Consider the following 13,752-nt stretch of genomic DNA (forward strand, 5'->3'; position numbering starts at 1 on the left):
CGTCCTACCTTGATGCCGTCACTATCTGGACCGGCCCGACACCGACCGCGGATCAACAGCAGGCCGCACTCACCCTGACCGCGACGCTGACTCGGAACTATCCGCCATTGCCCGTTCGCATCGACGTCGACACCTCGGCCATACTCCCGAAGGGCGATCCCCTGACACGACGAATCATCGCCATCCGGGACAGCGAGACCAACGGGATCGAGATTCGGAACCCCGGCACCCCTGAGGCAGTCCTCACCATCAGCGGCCGGGGACCCGATCTTGTCGAACAGATCGCTGAGTTCGTCGACGGTCGTCGGGAACTGGCCCAAACCGGCTCGGCGGTAGTGCAATCCGCGACTGTACCCTTGAGTTCCTCCAGCACCATCATGACCTTCGAACAACTCGGCATCGCGATGTCGAACTCCTTCACGGGCGCGAGCTCCACTTATCTCGGTGTGGACGGCGCGGCATTCGCAGCCGGGCCGATCATGAAGGCGACAGTCGATCTTCGTGCCCGCTACACGCCAACCGGTGACGACAAAGCGTCGTTGCTGGTCAAGTCTGGCTCCTACATTCTGGCTACCCGCCGTCTGGATCAGTCCGGCGAGCTGGATCTGAAATTTGAAATCCCGCCGCAGACCATCACGTCCGATATCGGCATGGCGCTGGAACTTCAGTACTTCCCGGGTGGCGGCACCTGCGCACCGCTCATCGACCGGATGACCTTCGCCTTGGATCCCCAGTCCACGGTGGAGATCATTCCGGGCGCCGTCGGCTCCGGCGGTTTCTCCTCACTGCCGGCGGCATTCACTCCGGAATTCAATGTTGCCGTGGACCGTCCGGAGTACATCCGGTACGCCGCCCAGGCAATTAACCTTATTGCACAGCGCACCACTACTCTGCTGCGGCCTCAACTCGGCAGCTTGGAGAACGGCGCCGCCGAGAAGCTCGGCCTGCTCGCGGTGACCGTCGGGGACGGGATGTCAAGGATCGGGATGCAACCACCGGTGAGGATCACCGCCGACGGGCAGGTGGGAGTCGATGGGGAGACCGCCACCAACACTGTTCTCAACGGACCGGTGGGCATGGTTCAGTTATTCGCCCAGGATGGCCGGGTGGTCCTGGCGATCGACGTTCCCGACCGCACCGAGCTCGTCGATGAAACCTTCGACTACATCCGTCGACTCGACAACGGCTGGTCATCGCTGGCCGGCGACGTCGTCGCGACGGGTTCGGCCGGCGAGACCGTCGAGCTTACGATCCGCTCAGATCGGCCGGTGCCCGGCCGGACGATCCGACGCGAGGGGTGGAAGTGGACAGCGCTGGCCACCATCGTGGCTGGGGCGGCAGCCACTGCCGCGGCCGCCCGCGTCCTGACCATTCGACGACGCCAAACCCGCCAGGCCCAGGAATAGCCAGTTGACCGCGGTCATACAGGAGGCTGACACGGCGAAGAATAAGGCGGCCGACGACCACCAACGGACCGGTCGGCTGGGCACCTCCTGGTGGCTTTTCGCGGTGCTCTCCGTCGTCTACACCGTGGTTGGCTGCGTCATGGTGCTGAGGTACAACATCACCGAAGGCGATGGGATCAGTCGCGTCGCCAACGCGGGATACGCGCTGTGGAGCAATGACCCCCACCTCTCGGCCATTGGCTTCGTATGGGGTCCGCTGCCGAGCATTGTGGAAATGCCGGTGCTCCAGCTGAGCGTTTGGTGGCCGGAGCTGAGAACGCACGGGTTGGCGGGAGTGGTTCAGAGCGCATGCTTTACAGCTGGTTGCGCGGTGCTGATCAGGCTGATCGCGATCGACCGTTCTACGCCGGTCGGTTGGCAGTGGATCGCGGTGGCCTGCTTCGCCCTCAATCCGATGATCGTCATTTATGCGGGCACCGGCATGAGCGAAGCCGCGATGCTGTTCTGCATCCTGTGGGCGGTGCGCTACCTGCTGCGGTGGCTCGACTCGCCGCGGGTGTTCGACCTGGCGTCGGTCGGGCTGGCACTGAGCGTCGGCTATCTGGTGCGCTACGAGACCCTGATCGCGGGCGCGGGCGCCGGCGCGTTGGTGGCGGCGACGACTTTTCACCGCACCATCCAGACACAGCGGTTGGCCGCGACCGCACTCAGCGTGATGGTGGTGCTGTTTCCGGTCGGTGCAACCTTCGTCCTCTTCGCCGCCGCCGGCTGGATCATGACCGGTGAGGCGTTCGCGATCATCTCCTCCGACTACGGAAATTCGAATCAGATCGCGGTCTCCCTCGAGCGGGGATACACCAACGCGTACACCGACGGCCCGCTACTGGCAAACAGACTGTTCAGTATCCAGCCGCTGATCGGCATCGCGCTGATTGTTGCTGCAGCACAATCTTTTTGGATCAGGCGAGTCGACCCACTGGCGCCCGTCGGCGGGTTCGGTGCCGTCCTGGCCTTCGCCGCATGGGGTCAGTACACCGGATCGACGTTCGGCTGGTTCCGGTACTTCATGGCGGCCATCCCGATGGTGATTGTCATTGCGCTCGTACTCTGGTCACCAGGCCATACGTCGCGGGGCCGTTGGCGGGTCGACTCCGCGTGGACCCGCCTCGGCGCCGCGATGCTGGGAATATCCCTGTTCGTCGGAATTCCGGTGACAGCGAAATCGCTGCTGGACCCCGACATCAACGTTTGTGCAACCTCGGTACTCGGCGTGGCCTCCCTCGTCGCACCGGACCGCTATCCCCCGGAACAACGGTTCGATCGAAGGGTCGGCATCGACGACCGTCTGGTCGCCGGATACCTGGACGCCAAGGAACTTCCCCCGCGCACGGTACTTCTGGACACATTCCAGACCTGGTGGCTGTGGTTATCGTCGGACAACCTCAAGCAGTTCGTCATAACCAGCGACTACGACTTCGTCTCGGCCCTGAACCGCCCGTGGGAGTCAGGAATTCGCTACATCGTCCTGACCAATCCGGCAACCAACGTCGCGGCGGATGCGATCACCAAGCGTTATCCGACCATGTGGGATGAGGGCGCCGGGATGGGAGTGCTGATGTTGTCGGCACCGGGACCGGACGGCCAGGAACGCTACCGCGTCTACCGGTTGGTCGAGCCCCCCGACGAGGCCCAGGAATAGGGCACGAGAAAGGGCGCAGATTGAATCCGCTCGCGATTAGGCCCGGGGCTAGTCCCGGGGCTAGTCCGGGGCTGGGTCCGGCCGCGTCGGCGCGGGTTTCCCGTGCTCGTCGAGCATGGTGATCTCGTCGAACGGGTCACGCCCGCTGAGCACGGCCTCGACCTTGGCCGGGTCCACGGTCTTAGTCCACGAGCCGACCAGCAGGGTGGCCACGGCGTTGCCGGAGAAGTTGGTCACCGACCGCGCCTCGGACATGAATCTGTCGATGCCCACGATCAGCCCCACGCCGTCGAGCAGCTGCGGCCGGTGTGCCTGCAGGCCCGCGGCCAGCGTCGCCAGACCGGCGCCGCTCACGCCGGCCGCCCCCTTGGACGCCACGATCATGAAGGCCAGCAGAGCGATCTGCTCGGCGATCGAAAGTGGATCGCCGAGTGCTTCGGCGATGAACAGCGACGCCATCGTCAGGTAGATGGCAGTGCCGTCGAGGTTGAACGAATACCCGGTCGGCACGACGACTCCGACCGTGCTCGGTTGCACGCCGAGGTGTTCCATCTTTGCGATCAGTCGCGGCAGAGCGGACTCCGACGACGATGTCGCGAAGATGAGAAGGTATTCGCGGGCAAGGTAGCGGACCAGTCTGAAGATCGACACCTTCGACACCGCGCGCAGCAGCATGCCGAGCACGCCGAACACGAACAGGATGCAGGTCAGATAGAACCCCAGCATCAGCGTCAGCAGACTGGTCACCGCGCTCCAGCCGGTCTGGGCGACCACGTTGGCCAGGGCGCCGAACGCGCCGATCGGGGCCAGCCACAACACCATCGCCAGGATCTTGAAGACCAGCAGCTGAAGATGCTCGACGGCCCGCAACATCGGCTCGCCCCGTTCGCCGAGGGCCTGGATGGCGAACCCGACCAGCAGCGAGACCAGCAGCGCCTGCAGGACGTTGCCGGCCGTCAGCGCCGAGAGCAGAGAGGTCGGGACGATGTTCTGCAGGAATTCGGTACCGCTGGCCGCCGGGGCCTTCTCCGCCAGCTGGGCGCCCTTGCCAGCCAGCGACTCGGTCAGGTGCAGGCCGTCGCCGGGGTGCAGCAGATTGCCGACCACCAACCCGATTGTCAGCGCAAGAGTGGACATCACCAGGAAGTAGCCGAAGGCGAGCCCGCCGACCTTGCCGACGGTGGCAGCCTTGCGAACCGAACCGACGCCGAGCACGATCGTGCAGAAGATCACCGGCGCGATCATCATCTTGATCAGGTTGACGAACAGTGTGCCGAGGAACCCGAGGCTGGTGCCCACCCCGGGCGCGACGAGCCCGACGACCACTCCGGCGACGGCGGCAATGACGACACCCAGGTAGAGCCAGTGCGTGCGGTCGCGCCGGGTCAGCGGCGCCTCGGTTTTGACCATGTCCTGTTCCCTACCAGGCGGGTAATCTCCGGCGCATGCGATCCGTCGAAGTCTTCGCCGACGTGCTCTGCCCGTTCACCCACGTCGGGCTGCACACGCTGATCGACCGGCGCACCGAGCGCGGGCTCAGCGAGCCGCGGCTGCGGATCCGGGCCTGGCCGCTGGAGTTGATCAACGGCACGCCGCTTGATCCCCATCACATCGGCGCGGAGATCGTCGCCCTGCGCGCCTCGGTGCGGCCCGACCTCTTCGCGGGGTTCTCCGTGGACTCCTTTCCCCGCACCTCGATGACGGCGTTCGCGCTGAGCGCGGCGGCCGACCGCACCGGCGACGCCGGACTGATCGAGGACGTCGGCATGGCGCTGCGCGACGCCCTGTTCGAGCAGGGTCTCGATATCGGCCGACGCGACGTGGTGGCCCCGATCGCGGCCCGGTTCGGCCTCACGCCCCTCGATGCGGGCGCTACCGAGGCGGCGGTGCGGTCCGACTGGGACGAGGGTAGGGCGCGCGGTGTCATCGGCTCGCCGCACTTCTTCACCTCCGACGGCGAGAACTGGCTCTGTCCCGGGCTGGCGATCAGCCGCGACGCGGCGGGCGACTTCGTGGTCTCGTGGAAGCAGGGAACCGAGGCGTTCGTCGAGAGCGTGTTCCGGTGACCGGCGCTCCGACCGAATCCGACCTGCGCCGCTGGCGCCGGCACCTGGCCAACGAGCGCGCCGAGGCGGCGGTCTACCGGGACCTCGCCACGAAGTACGACGGGGAGGAACGGGAGATTCTCTCCGCTATCGCCGCGGCGGAGGAACGCCACGAGCAGCACTGGCTGAACCTGCTCGGCGAGCGGGCCGGCCCGCCGCGGCGAGCCGATCTGGGCACCCGGGTGCTCGCGTTTCTGGCCCGCCATCTCGGATCGGTGTTCGTGCTGGCGCTCGTCCAGCGCTTCGAAGCCCGCGCCAGCTACGAGAACGACGCCGATGCCACTCCGATGATGGCCGCGGACGAGCAGATCCACGAGGAGGTCATCCGGGCGCTGGCCGCACGCGGGCGCGACCGGTTGTCCGGCAGCTTCCGCGCGGCGGTGTTCGGCGCCAACGACGGTCTGGTCAGCAACCTGGCGCTGATCCTGGGAGTCAGCGCCAGCGGGGTGCCCAATCACACCGTGTTGGTGACCGGGTTGGCCGGCCTGCTGGCCGGGGCGCTGTCGATGGGCGCAGGGGAGTATGTCTCGGTCTCTTCCCAGCGCGAGTTGCTGGAGGCGTCGGCGCCCAGCCCGAATGTCGGTGCCGCGCTGACCCAGCTGGACTTCGACGCCAACGAATTGGAGCTGGTGTACCGCGCCCGGGGGATGAGCGCCGCGGAGGCCGCCGCGCACGCCGAGGGGGTGCTGCGCGGTTCCGGCGAGCATCACCGAGGAGACACCGACGCCGACCGTCACGCGGCCATCGGCACCGGACTGAAGGCCGCGCTGTCGAGCTTTCTGTTCTTCGCGGTCGGGGCACTGGTGCCGGTGCTGCCCTATCTGTTGGGCCTTAGCGGCAACACCGCCGAAGTCGTCGCCGCCGTGCTCGTCGGCGTAGTGCTGCTGGTCACCGGAGTCATCGTCGGGCTGCTTTCCGGTGCACCGCCGCTGCGACGGGCGTTGCGCCAGTTGGCGATCGGCTACGGCGCGGCCGGCGTCACCTATCTACTCGGGCTCCTCGTCGGCGGGCTCGGATAACTCGCCCAGCAGCCGCTCGGGGTGGTGGGTGTTGTTGATGCCGCCTCTGAGGTGGGGGTGGTGCGGCGGAGGGATCCACTCGGTCACGCCGTCGGCGCGTCTTCGGGTGTCCCAGCCACCGGTGGTGGCCAGTCCGTGATGCGGCGGGCAGCCCAGGGTGAGGTCGCTGACATCGGTGCGGCCCCCTGCGGACCAGTCGCTGTTGTGGTGCACCTCGGCGTGATACCCCGGTCGGTCACAGCCCGGGAACGTGCAGCCGCGCTCGAGCGCGTAGAGAACCAGACGCTGATCGGCAGAGGCGATGCGCTTCGTTCGTCCAAGGTAGAGCGGGCGGCGGTCGTGCTTGCGATAGACGCACAGATAGTGCCAGGCGTGCGAGGCCATCCGGATGAGGTCGGTGATCGGCAGGCGGGTGCCGGCCGCGGTGTAGGCGACGCCGGCCCCGGTGCAGAGTTCCTCGACGGTCGTGGTGGCGACGATGGTGACCGGTAGGCCGTTGTGCTGGCCGAGTGCGGGGTTGCCGAGTTGGCTGCGCAGCAGGGCATTGAGCGCGTCGTGTTGACGCTGGGCGTGGGAGCGCTGATCACGCTGGGCGATTTCGGGGCTCGGGTCGGAGGTGACGGCGGGGGTGGGATCGGCCGGGTTGCATCGCCCGGGTGCGGCATATTTGGCGAGCAGGGCGTCCACGGTGGCCCGCAGTTCGGGAGTGGCGATGAGGCGCCCCTCGCTCATGCCGTCGGGGCGTTGGCGTCCCCAGGTGAAGCCGCGCTGCCGGTTTCGGTGGGCATCGGTGAACCGTCCGTCGGGGTTGAGGCGGTCGGCGAGTACGGCGGCCAGGCTGAGCAACTGGTCGGGCCGCAGGCAGGCGGCTTGCTCGGCGAGGAACGCCTCGGCCTGGGCGACCCGGGCGGGATGCAGGTCCTCGGGCAGCTCGCGCAGGAACTTCTGGATCACGCGCAGGTGTTCGGCGTCGAGCAGGCCGGCGTCCCAGGCCTTGGCGGTGGCGGGCAGTTCGGGGGGCAGCGGCTCTCCCGTGAGGCTGGTGCGCTCGCGCAACTGGGCGGAGTCGCGCAGGCGGCGGCGGGCCTCGGCAGGGGAGAGCCGGGCGGTGTCGGCGACGACCAGGAATCCCGGACCGCCGATCTCGGCGCGGTCCCGCCGGTCCACCGCGGCGGCCAGATCTGCGGCCAGGGCGGTCAGCCGCCGCCGGCTGGTCTCCACGGACTGCACCATCTCCAGCAGCTCGCCCACCGCCAGGGCATCGGCGTCGATCGCGCCGAGGGCCTCCAGAGCGGCGTCGACGGCGGCCGCAGCGCGCCTGCCCGTGATAGAACTCATGTTCGAATAATAGGCCGGGGCTACCGGCAGTGACCGCGTTCGACCAGCGTTGAGCAGCCAGGTTGTGGATAAACGCGGATCTGGGGAACAAACCCCACGACCGCCAGGTTGAACGCGTTGTATTGAGTGACTTAGGCTCAACTCTGAGTTGACACACAGTGTCAGCGCAGAGCAGGCTTGAGCCGGGGTTACTCAAACCCCGCTCAGACTTGAGTGGCTTGAGTGGTTTTGTATCGGTAACTGCTTACAGGAGGAAATTCACATGGCTCGTGCGGTCGGCATCGACCTCGGGACCACCAACTCTGTGGTCGCGGTCCTGGAGGGCGGCGACCCCGTCGTCGTCGCCAACTCCGAGGGATCGCGAACCACCCCCTCGGTGGTCGCCTTTGCACGTAATGGCGAGGTGCTGGTGGGACAGCCCGCCAAAAACCAGGCGGTGACCAACGTCGACCGCACCATCCGGTCGGTCAAGCGGCACATGGGCACCGACTGGTCGGTGGAGATCGACGGGAAGAACTACACCGCCCAGGAGATCAGCGCGCGCATCCTGCAGAAGCTCAAGCGCGACGCGGAGAGCTACCTCGGCGAGGACATCACCGACGCGGTCATCACCGTGCCCGCGTACTTCAACGACGCCCAGCGCCAGGCCACCAAGGAGGCCGGCCAGATCGCGGGCCTCAACGTCTTGCGCATCGTCAACGAGCCCACCGCGGCCGCTCTGGCCTACGGACTGGACAAGGGCAGCAAGGAACAGACCATCCTGGTCTTCGACCTCGGCGGGGGCACCTTCGACGTGTCGCTGCTGGAGATCGGCGAGGGCGTGGTCGAGGTCCGGGCGACCTCCGGCGACAACCACCTCGGCGGTGACGACTGGGACGACCGGATCGTCGAGTGGCTGGTCGACAAGTTCAAGGCCAGCGCCGGCATCGATCTGACCAAGGACAAGATGGCGATGCAGCGACTGCGCGAGGCGGCCGAGAAGGCCAAGATCGAGCTGAGCTCGAGCCAGTCCACGTCGATCAACCTGCCCTACATCACCGTCGACGCCGACAAGAACCCGCTGTTCCTCGATGAGCAGCTGACGCGCTCGGAGTTCCAGAAGATCACGCAGGATCTGCTGGATCGCACCAGGGCTCCCTTCCAGCAGGTGATCAAGGACGCCGGTATCCCGGTGTCCGACATCGACCATGTGGTGCTGGTGGGTGGTTCCACCCGGATGCCCGCCGTGACCGATCTGGTCAAGGAACTCACCGGCGGCAAGGAGCCCAACAAGGGCGTCAACCCCGACGAGGTGGTGGCGGTTGGTGCGGCCCTGCAGGCCGGTGTGCTCAAGGGTGAGGTGAAAGACGTTCTGCTGCTTGACGTCACACCGCTGAGTCTCGGCATCGAGACCAAGGGTGGAGTGATGACCAAGCTCATCGAGCGAAACACCACGATTCCGACCAAGCGCTCGGAGACCTTCACCACCGCCGACGACAATCAGCCGTCGGTACAGATCCAGGTGTATCAGGGTGAGCGCGAGATCGCGGCGCACAACAAGCTGCTCGGCAGCTTCGAGTTGACCGGCATCCCGCCGGCTCCGCGCGGAGTGCCGCAGATCGAGGTCACCTTCGACATCGACGCCAACGGCATCGTGCACGTCACGGCCAAGGACAAGGGCACCGGCAAGGAGAACACGATCAAGATCCAGGAGGGCTCGGGCCTGTCCAAGGACGAGATCGACCGGATGATCAAGGACGCCGAGGCGCATGCCGACGAGGACCGCAAGCGGCGCGAGGAAGCCGACGTTCGCAACCAAGCCGAGTCGCTGGTCTACCAGACCGAGAAGTTCGTGAAAGAACAGCGTGAGGCCGGCCAGGAAGGCGGGGGCGGATCAAAGGTGCCCGAGGATGCGCTGGCCAAGATCGACGCGGCGATCGACGAGGCCAAGACGGCCCTGAACGGCTCGGACATCGGGGCGATCAAGTCCGCGATGGAGAAGCTGGGCACCGAGTCCCAGGCGCTGGGTCAGGCCATCTACGAGGCCGCGCAGGCCGAGCAGGCATCCGCGGGCGGTGACGCGGGCGGATCGGGAGCCGACGACGTGGTCGACGCCGAGGTGGTCGAGGACGATCAGGAGACCAGGTGACCGAGTCGGACCGCGACCGCGATCGCGACGAACCGGTGACCGTGACCGACAAGCGTCGCATCGACCCGCAGACCGGCGCCGTTCGCGACGCCGGTGGGCCGGCGCCGAGGGCGTTCGCGGGCGAATCGCCGGAGGAGGCCGACAAGGCCGCTGAACTCCTCGCCGATCTGCAGCGGGTACAGGCCGACTTCGCCAACTACCGCAAGCGCGCGCTGCGGGACCACGAGGTCGCCGCCGAGCGGGCCAAGGCCGTGGTTCTCAGCCAGCTGCTGGGCGTGCTCGATGACCTCGAGCGGGCCCGTAGCCACGGCGATCTGGACACCGGCCCGCTCAAGGCGGTTGCCGACAAACTCACCGGCGTGCTGACCGGGCTCGGTCTTGCCGAGTTCGGCACCGAGGGTGAGGCGTTCGACCCCGTGCTGCACGAGGCCGTGCAGCACGAGGGCGACGCCGGTTCCGACCAGTTGGTGATCGGCCGTGTCATGCGCAAGGGGTATCGGCTCGGCGAGCAGGTGCTGCGCCATGCCCTCGTCGGCGTGGTCGAGACCGTCGAGGCGAGCGAGACCGCAGAATCAGATCAGTAGGCCGGAGGAGGTGACGCCACATGGTTCAACGCGAATGGGTTGAGAAGGACTTCTACAAGGTGCTCGGCGTCTCCTCGGACGCCAAAGAAGATGAGATCAAGCGCGTCGCACGCAAACTGATGGCGGAGAACCATCCCGACCGCAATCCGAACAACCCGGCGGCGGAGGAGCGCTACAAGGAGATCGGTGAGGCCAAGGACGTCCTCACCGACCCGGCCAAGCGCAAGGAGTACGACGAGACCCGGCGGATGTTCGCCGGCGGCGGCTTCGGCCGTCGCTTCGGCGGTGGCGGCGGCGGTGGCGGCTACAGCACCTATCAGGATGGCGGCGGTTTCAACCTCAACGACCTGTTCGGCCAGGCCGGGCAGGACGGCGGCGCGAACATCGGTGACCTCTTCGGGGGCTTGTTCGGCCGCGGCGCCCAACCGCGGACCAGCCGGCCGCGCCGTGGCAAGGATCTCGAAACCGAAACCGAGCTGGACTTCCTCGAGGCCACCAAGGGAGTGGCCATGCCGCTTCGGCTGACCAGTCCGGCGCCGTGCACCAACTGTCACGGAAGCGGAGCCCGACCCGGCACCAGCCCGAAGGTGTGCGCCAGCTGCAACGGCGCCGGTGTGGTCAACCGCAACCAGGGGGCGTTCGGATTCTCCGAGCCGTGCACCGACTGTAAGGGCAGTGGCTCGATCATCGAACACCCCTGTGACGACTGCCGCGGTACCGGCGTCACCACCCGGACCCGGACCATCAACGTGCGGATCCCGCCGGGAGTCGAGGACGGCCAGCGCATCCGGCTGGCCGGCCAGGGTGAGGCCGGACTGCGTGGCGCTCCGTCGGGAGACCTCTACGTCACCGTGCACGTGCGCCCGGACAAAGTTTTCGGCCGGGACGGGGACGACCTGACCGTGACGGTTCCGGTCAGTTTCACCGAACTCGCCTTGGGCACAACGCTTTCCGTGCCGACTCTCGACGGGAAGGTCGGTGTGAAGGTGCCCAAGGGCACCGCCGACGGGAGGATCCTGCGGGTGCGCGGGCGCGGCGTGCCCAAGCGCAGCGGCGGTCAGGGTGATCTTCTGGTGACCGTCAAGGTGGCGGTGCCACCCAGCCTGGAGGGTGAGGCGCTGGAGGCCCTGGAAAGCTACGCCGCCGCCGAACGTGCCAGCGGCTTCGACCCGCGCGCCGGGTGGTCGGGTAACCGGTCATGAGTGCCCCGGACGAGGCGCGCACGTTCCTGATCTCGGTGGCGGCCGAGTTGGCCGGGATGCACGCCCAGACCCTGCGCACCTACGACCGGCTCGGTCTGGTCACCCCGCAGCGCAGCGCCGGCGGCGGGCGGCGCTACTCCGAACGCGACGTCGAACTGCTCCGCGAAGTGCAGCGGCTCTCCCAGGACGAGGGCGTGAACCTCGCGGGCATCAAACGGATCATCGAGCTGACCAATCAGGTCGAGGCGCTGCAGAGCCGCATCCGCGAGCTTGTCGACGAACTGGCCAGGAGCATGCCGCGGCGCGACATTGCGGTGGTGCCCAAGAACACCGCCGTGATGGTCTGGCAGCCGCGCCGCTAACCCACCCTGATGGTGAATTTTGCCGACGCCGGCCGACCCGGCACCGCCACGTTGAAGCCGCCCTTGCGCAGAGCGTTGGTGGGAGCCGCCATCGGCTCGACGCACACCACGTCGTCGTTGCCCGGGGCGAAGATCTGCACGGCCGGGTAGCCGTGGTCGAGGACCACGTCGATGCGCCGGTCACCGCCGGAGAGGGTGAACACCGCGCCCTGCGGCACCTCGTCGAACCCGCTGTCCACAGCCTCGTCGCCGAGCTCCTCGGAGCGCGCCGCCCAGTCCTCGGTCGCCCCGGTGGGGATGCCCCAGTTGTCCACCGGAAGGCGGCGCATGGGTGGTGTCTGCAGCCGCCACTGGGACCGGGGCACGCCGGGAATGGTCAGGTACGGGTGGTAGCCGAAGCACAGCGGCACCGAGGCCGAGGTGGTCGGTGTCACCGTCGTCTCGATCGACAGCGCGCGGTTGGCCAGGACGATGTCGAGCGTCACCACGTGCGGGAACGGGAAGCTGCACAGCAGTCGCGGCTGGCCGCCGTAGTCCAGGTCGGCGATGAACCGGTTGTCCTCCTGCTCGGTGACCAACCACCCCGGATAGGCGGCAAGCACACCGTGGATCACCAGGCCGTGCTCGTCGGAGCGCACCCCCCCGACGCCGGGGGTCAACGTGACCGCGCCGCCGTCGACGCCATAGCCGTTAGCGCTGAGCCGGTTCGCCCACGGGTAGAGGATCGGGATGCCCATCGTCTTGCCGGTGGTCAGATAGGCGCTCAGCCCACGCCGCTGGCCCAGCAGTTCCACGCCGCCGTCCGAGAGCGACGTGCAGATCATGCCCGCCGACGGCACGAAGGTCGCCGTGAGCGTGGAATCCGGGTCCTTGAGGACCACCGAGGGCAGCTGGGCCATGGTCGGATTCTGCCACGAACGGCCCTGCGACCGATCCGGGGTTGACCAAAGTCAGCGGTGCTGGTCGATGTAGGCGGTCAGGTCGTCCACGGTGCGCAGCGATGCGTAGTGCGACTCGGGGATGTCGACCTCGAAGCGCTTGTGCAACCGGACCAGGAAGTTGAGCCAGTCCATCGAGTCCAGATCCACCTGGTCGCGCAACAGCTCGGTGTCGCTGATCTCGGCCTCGTCGACCTCGGGGGCGATCGCCGTCAGTTCCGCGACCACCCCGGCGCGGATGTCCGTTCTGCTCACCTGCTGCTTCCTTTCCGGGATCACTGCGGGGCTCTCTACAGCTCGCCGGGCTGCTGCAGCAGCCGGTTGATTTCGGCCAGAAACAGCGCGCCCCGGTGGCCGTCGCTGGCCCGGTGGTCGGCGGCCAGGCTGGTGACCACCGTCGTGGCCACCCGGATGCCGCCGTCGACGACCACCACCCGCTGGGCCGGCCTGCCGAAGCCGACCAGCGCCACCTGCGGGGGGTAGATCACCCCGAAGACCGAGTCGACGCCCTTGTCGCCGAGGTTGGTCACCGTGATCGTCGGATCGCTCATCTCCGAGCTGCGCAGTGAACCGGCCCGCGCCCGGGCGACCAGGTCGGTGAGGTCGGCCATCAGCTCGGGCAGCTTCTTCTCCGACACGTCGTGGATGGCCGGTGCGACCAGACCGCCGCCACGCAGCGAGATCGCCACTCCCACATGGACTCCGGTGCCCGCGTGGAATCCGCCCTGCTCGCCCGGCGCCTCCTGCCAGAAGCCGTTGAACTCGGTGAAGCGTTCCGCGGCCAGCGCGACCGCCTTGAGTTGCAGCACGGCCGCCAGCAGCCGCTCGGTGATCGGGCGCCCGGCGTTCTGTTCGGCAAGCCAGCCCAGGGTGCTGTCGAGGACGACCTCGTCGGCCAGGTAGTAGTGCGGGATCTCCCGTTTGGAGCGGCTCATTGCCGCGGCGATCGATACCCGCATGGCCGCACCGCG

General features: G+C 67.5%; 13 protein-coding genes. 8 read left to right on the top strand and 5 right to left on the bottom strand.

From position 1 onward, the window contains the following. Both ACKOB8_RS06990 and ACKOB8_RS06995 read left to right on the top strand, forming a co-directional pair. Nucleotides 1-1,406 (top strand): hypothetical protein (locus ACKOB8_RS06990; protein WP_526376492.1); only part of this gene is annotated, 1,406 nt, incomplete at its 5' end. Between the two features lie 4 nt (nt 1,407-1,410). Further along, complete coding sequence (locus tag ACKOB8_RS06995) at nt 1,411-3,105, top strand: hypothetical protein (RefSeq protein ID WP_526376493.1); 1,695 nt, start codon at nt 1,411-1,413, stop codon at nt 3,103-3,105. Nucleotides 3,106-3,165: 60 nt separating this feature from the next. Here the strand turns inward: ACKOB8_RS06995 and ACKOB8_RS07000 are convergent, their stop codons facing one another. Next, nucleotides 3,166-4,515: a dicarboxylate/amino acid:cation symporter gene (locus ACKOB8_RS07000; RefSeq protein ID WP_526376494.1), complete on the bottom strand. Its 1,350-nt coding sequence runs from the start codon at nt 4,513-4,515 to the stop codon at nt 3,166-3,168. Nucleotides 4,516-4,550: 35 nt separating this feature from the next. On the opposite strand from ACKOB8_RS07000, the gene ACKOB8_RS07005 reads away from it, so the two are divergent. Together ACKOB8_RS07005 and ACKOB8_RS07010 are read left to right on the top strand one after the other, a co-directional pair. Further along, on the top strand, nt 4,551-5,171 hold the full coding sequence (locus ACKOB8_RS07005) for a DsbA family oxidoreductase (RefSeq protein WP_526376495.1): 621 nt from the start codon (nt 4,551-4,553) through the stop codon (nt 5,169-5,171). Continuing rightward, nucleotides 5,168-6,229 (top strand): VIT1/CCC1 transporter family protein, encoded by a 1,062-nt coding sequence (locus tag ACKOB8_RS07010; protein WP_526376496.1) that lies wholly within the window; start codon nt 5,168-5,170, stop codon nt 6,227-6,229. Before ACKOB8_RS07005 ends, ACKOB8_RS07010 begins: the two co-directional genes overlap by 4 nt. Here the strand turns inward: ACKOB8_RS07010 and ACKOB8_RS07015 are convergent. Further along, a complete protein-coding gene (locus ACKOB8_RS07015) occupies nt 6,197-7,567 on the bottom strand; it encodes an HNH endonuclease signature motif containing protein (RefSeq protein WP_526376497.1) in 1,371 nt (456 codons plus the stop codon). The genes ACKOB8_RS07010 and ACKOB8_RS07015 overlap by 33 nt on opposite strands. A 262-nt stretch (nt 7,568-7,829) precedes the next feature. Between ACKOB8_RS07015 and dnaK the strand changes: the two genes are divergently transcribed. From dnaK to ACKOB8_RS07035, 4 genes are read left to right on the top strand one after another with little or no spacing between them, the layout of a single operon-like run. Then, nucleotides 7,830-9,695 carry a molecular chaperone DnaK gene (gene dnaK, locus ACKOB8_RS07020; RefSeq protein WP_526376498.1) on the top strand — a complete coding sequence of 622 codons (1,866 nt, stop codon included), beginning with the start codon at nt 7,830-7,832 and terminating at the stop codon, nt 9,693-9,695. Then, nucleotides 9,692-10,279 (top strand): nucleotide exchange factor GrpE, encoded by a 588-nt coding sequence (grpE, locus tag ACKOB8_RS07025; RefSeq protein WP_526376499.1) that lies wholly within the window; start codon nt 9,692-9,694, stop codon nt 10,277-10,279. The genes dnaK and grpE overlap by 4 nt, the downstream gene beginning before the upstream one ends. A gap of 20 nt (nt 10,280-10,299) precedes the next feature. After that, the gene (gene dnaJ / locus ACKOB8_RS07030) at nt 10,300-11,481 is read left to right on the top strand and encodes a molecular chaperone DnaJ (RefSeq protein ID WP_526376500.1); all 1,182 of its coding nucleotides are present in this window, start codon (nt 10,300-10,302) and stop codon (nt 11,479-11,481) included. Continuing rightward, nucleotides 11,478-11,843 (top strand): heat shock protein transcriptional repressor HspR, encoded by a 366-nt coding sequence (locus ACKOB8_RS07035; RefSeq protein ID WP_526376501.1) that lies wholly within the window; start codon nt 11,478-11,480, stop codon nt 11,841-11,843. Before dnaJ ends, ACKOB8_RS07035 begins: the two co-directional genes overlap by 4 nt. Here the strand turns inward: ACKOB8_RS07035 and ACKOB8_RS07040 are convergent. From ACKOB8_RS07040 to ACKOB8_RS07050, 3 genes are all read right to left on the bottom strand, one after another. After that, on the bottom strand, nt 11,840-12,742 hold the full coding sequence (locus ACKOB8_RS07040) for an aldose 1-epimerase (protein ID WP_526376502.1): 903 nt from the start codon (nt 12,740-12,742) through the stop codon (nt 11,840-11,842). The two genes, ACKOB8_RS07035 and ACKOB8_RS07040, sit on opposite strands and share 4 nt — an antisense overlap. A 51-nt stretch (nt 12,743-12,793) precedes the next feature. After that, nucleotides 12,794-13,036: an acyl carrier protein gene (locus ACKOB8_RS07045; protein WP_526376503.1), complete on the bottom strand. Its 243-nt coding sequence runs from the start codon at nt 13,034-13,036 to the stop codon at nt 12,794-12,796. 35 nt (nt 13,037-13,071) lie between these two features. After that, the coding region (locus tag ACKOB8_RS07050) for a 2-oxo acid dehydrogenase subunit E2 (protein ID WP_526376504.1) at nt 13,072-13,752 on the bottom strand (681 nt) is incomplete at its 5' end.

This window comes from Mycobacterium sp. (assembly GCF_046091765.1).
Lineage (GTDB): Bacteria > Actinomycetota > Actinomycetes > Mycobacteriales > Mycobacteriaceae > Mycobacterium.

Excerpts from the sequence above, each read along its gene's own strand:
- ACKOB8_RS07000 (WP_526376494.1), bottom strand. The coding sequence starts at position 4,515 with ATGGTCAAAACCGAGGCGCCGCTGACCCGGCGCGACCGCACGCACTGG.
- ACKOB8_RS07005 (WP_526376495.1), top strand. The coding sequence starts at position 4,551 with ATGCGATCCGTCGAAGTCTTCGCCGACGTGCTCTGCCCGTTCACCCAC.
- ACKOB8_RS07015 (WP_526376497.1), bottom strand. The coding sequence starts at position 7,567 with ATGAGTTCTATCACGGGCAGGCGCGCTGCGGCCGCCGTCGACGCCGCT.
- dnaK (WP_526376498.1), top strand. The coding sequence starts at position 7,830 with ATGGCTCGTGCGGTCGGCATCGACCTCGGGACCACCAACTCTGTGGTC.
- dnaJ (WP_526376500.1), top strand. The coding sequence starts at position 10,300 with ATGGTTCAACGCGAATGGGTTGAGAAGGACTTCTACAAGGTGCTCGGC.
- ACKOB8_RS07035 (WP_526376501.1), top strand. The coding sequence starts at position 11,478 with ATGAGTGCCCCGGACGAGGCGCGCACGTTCCTGATCTCGGTGGCGGCC.
- ACKOB8_RS07040 (WP_526376502.1), bottom strand. The coding sequence starts at position 12,742 with ATGGCCCAGCTGCCCTCGGTGGTCCTCAAGGACCCGGATTCCACGCTC.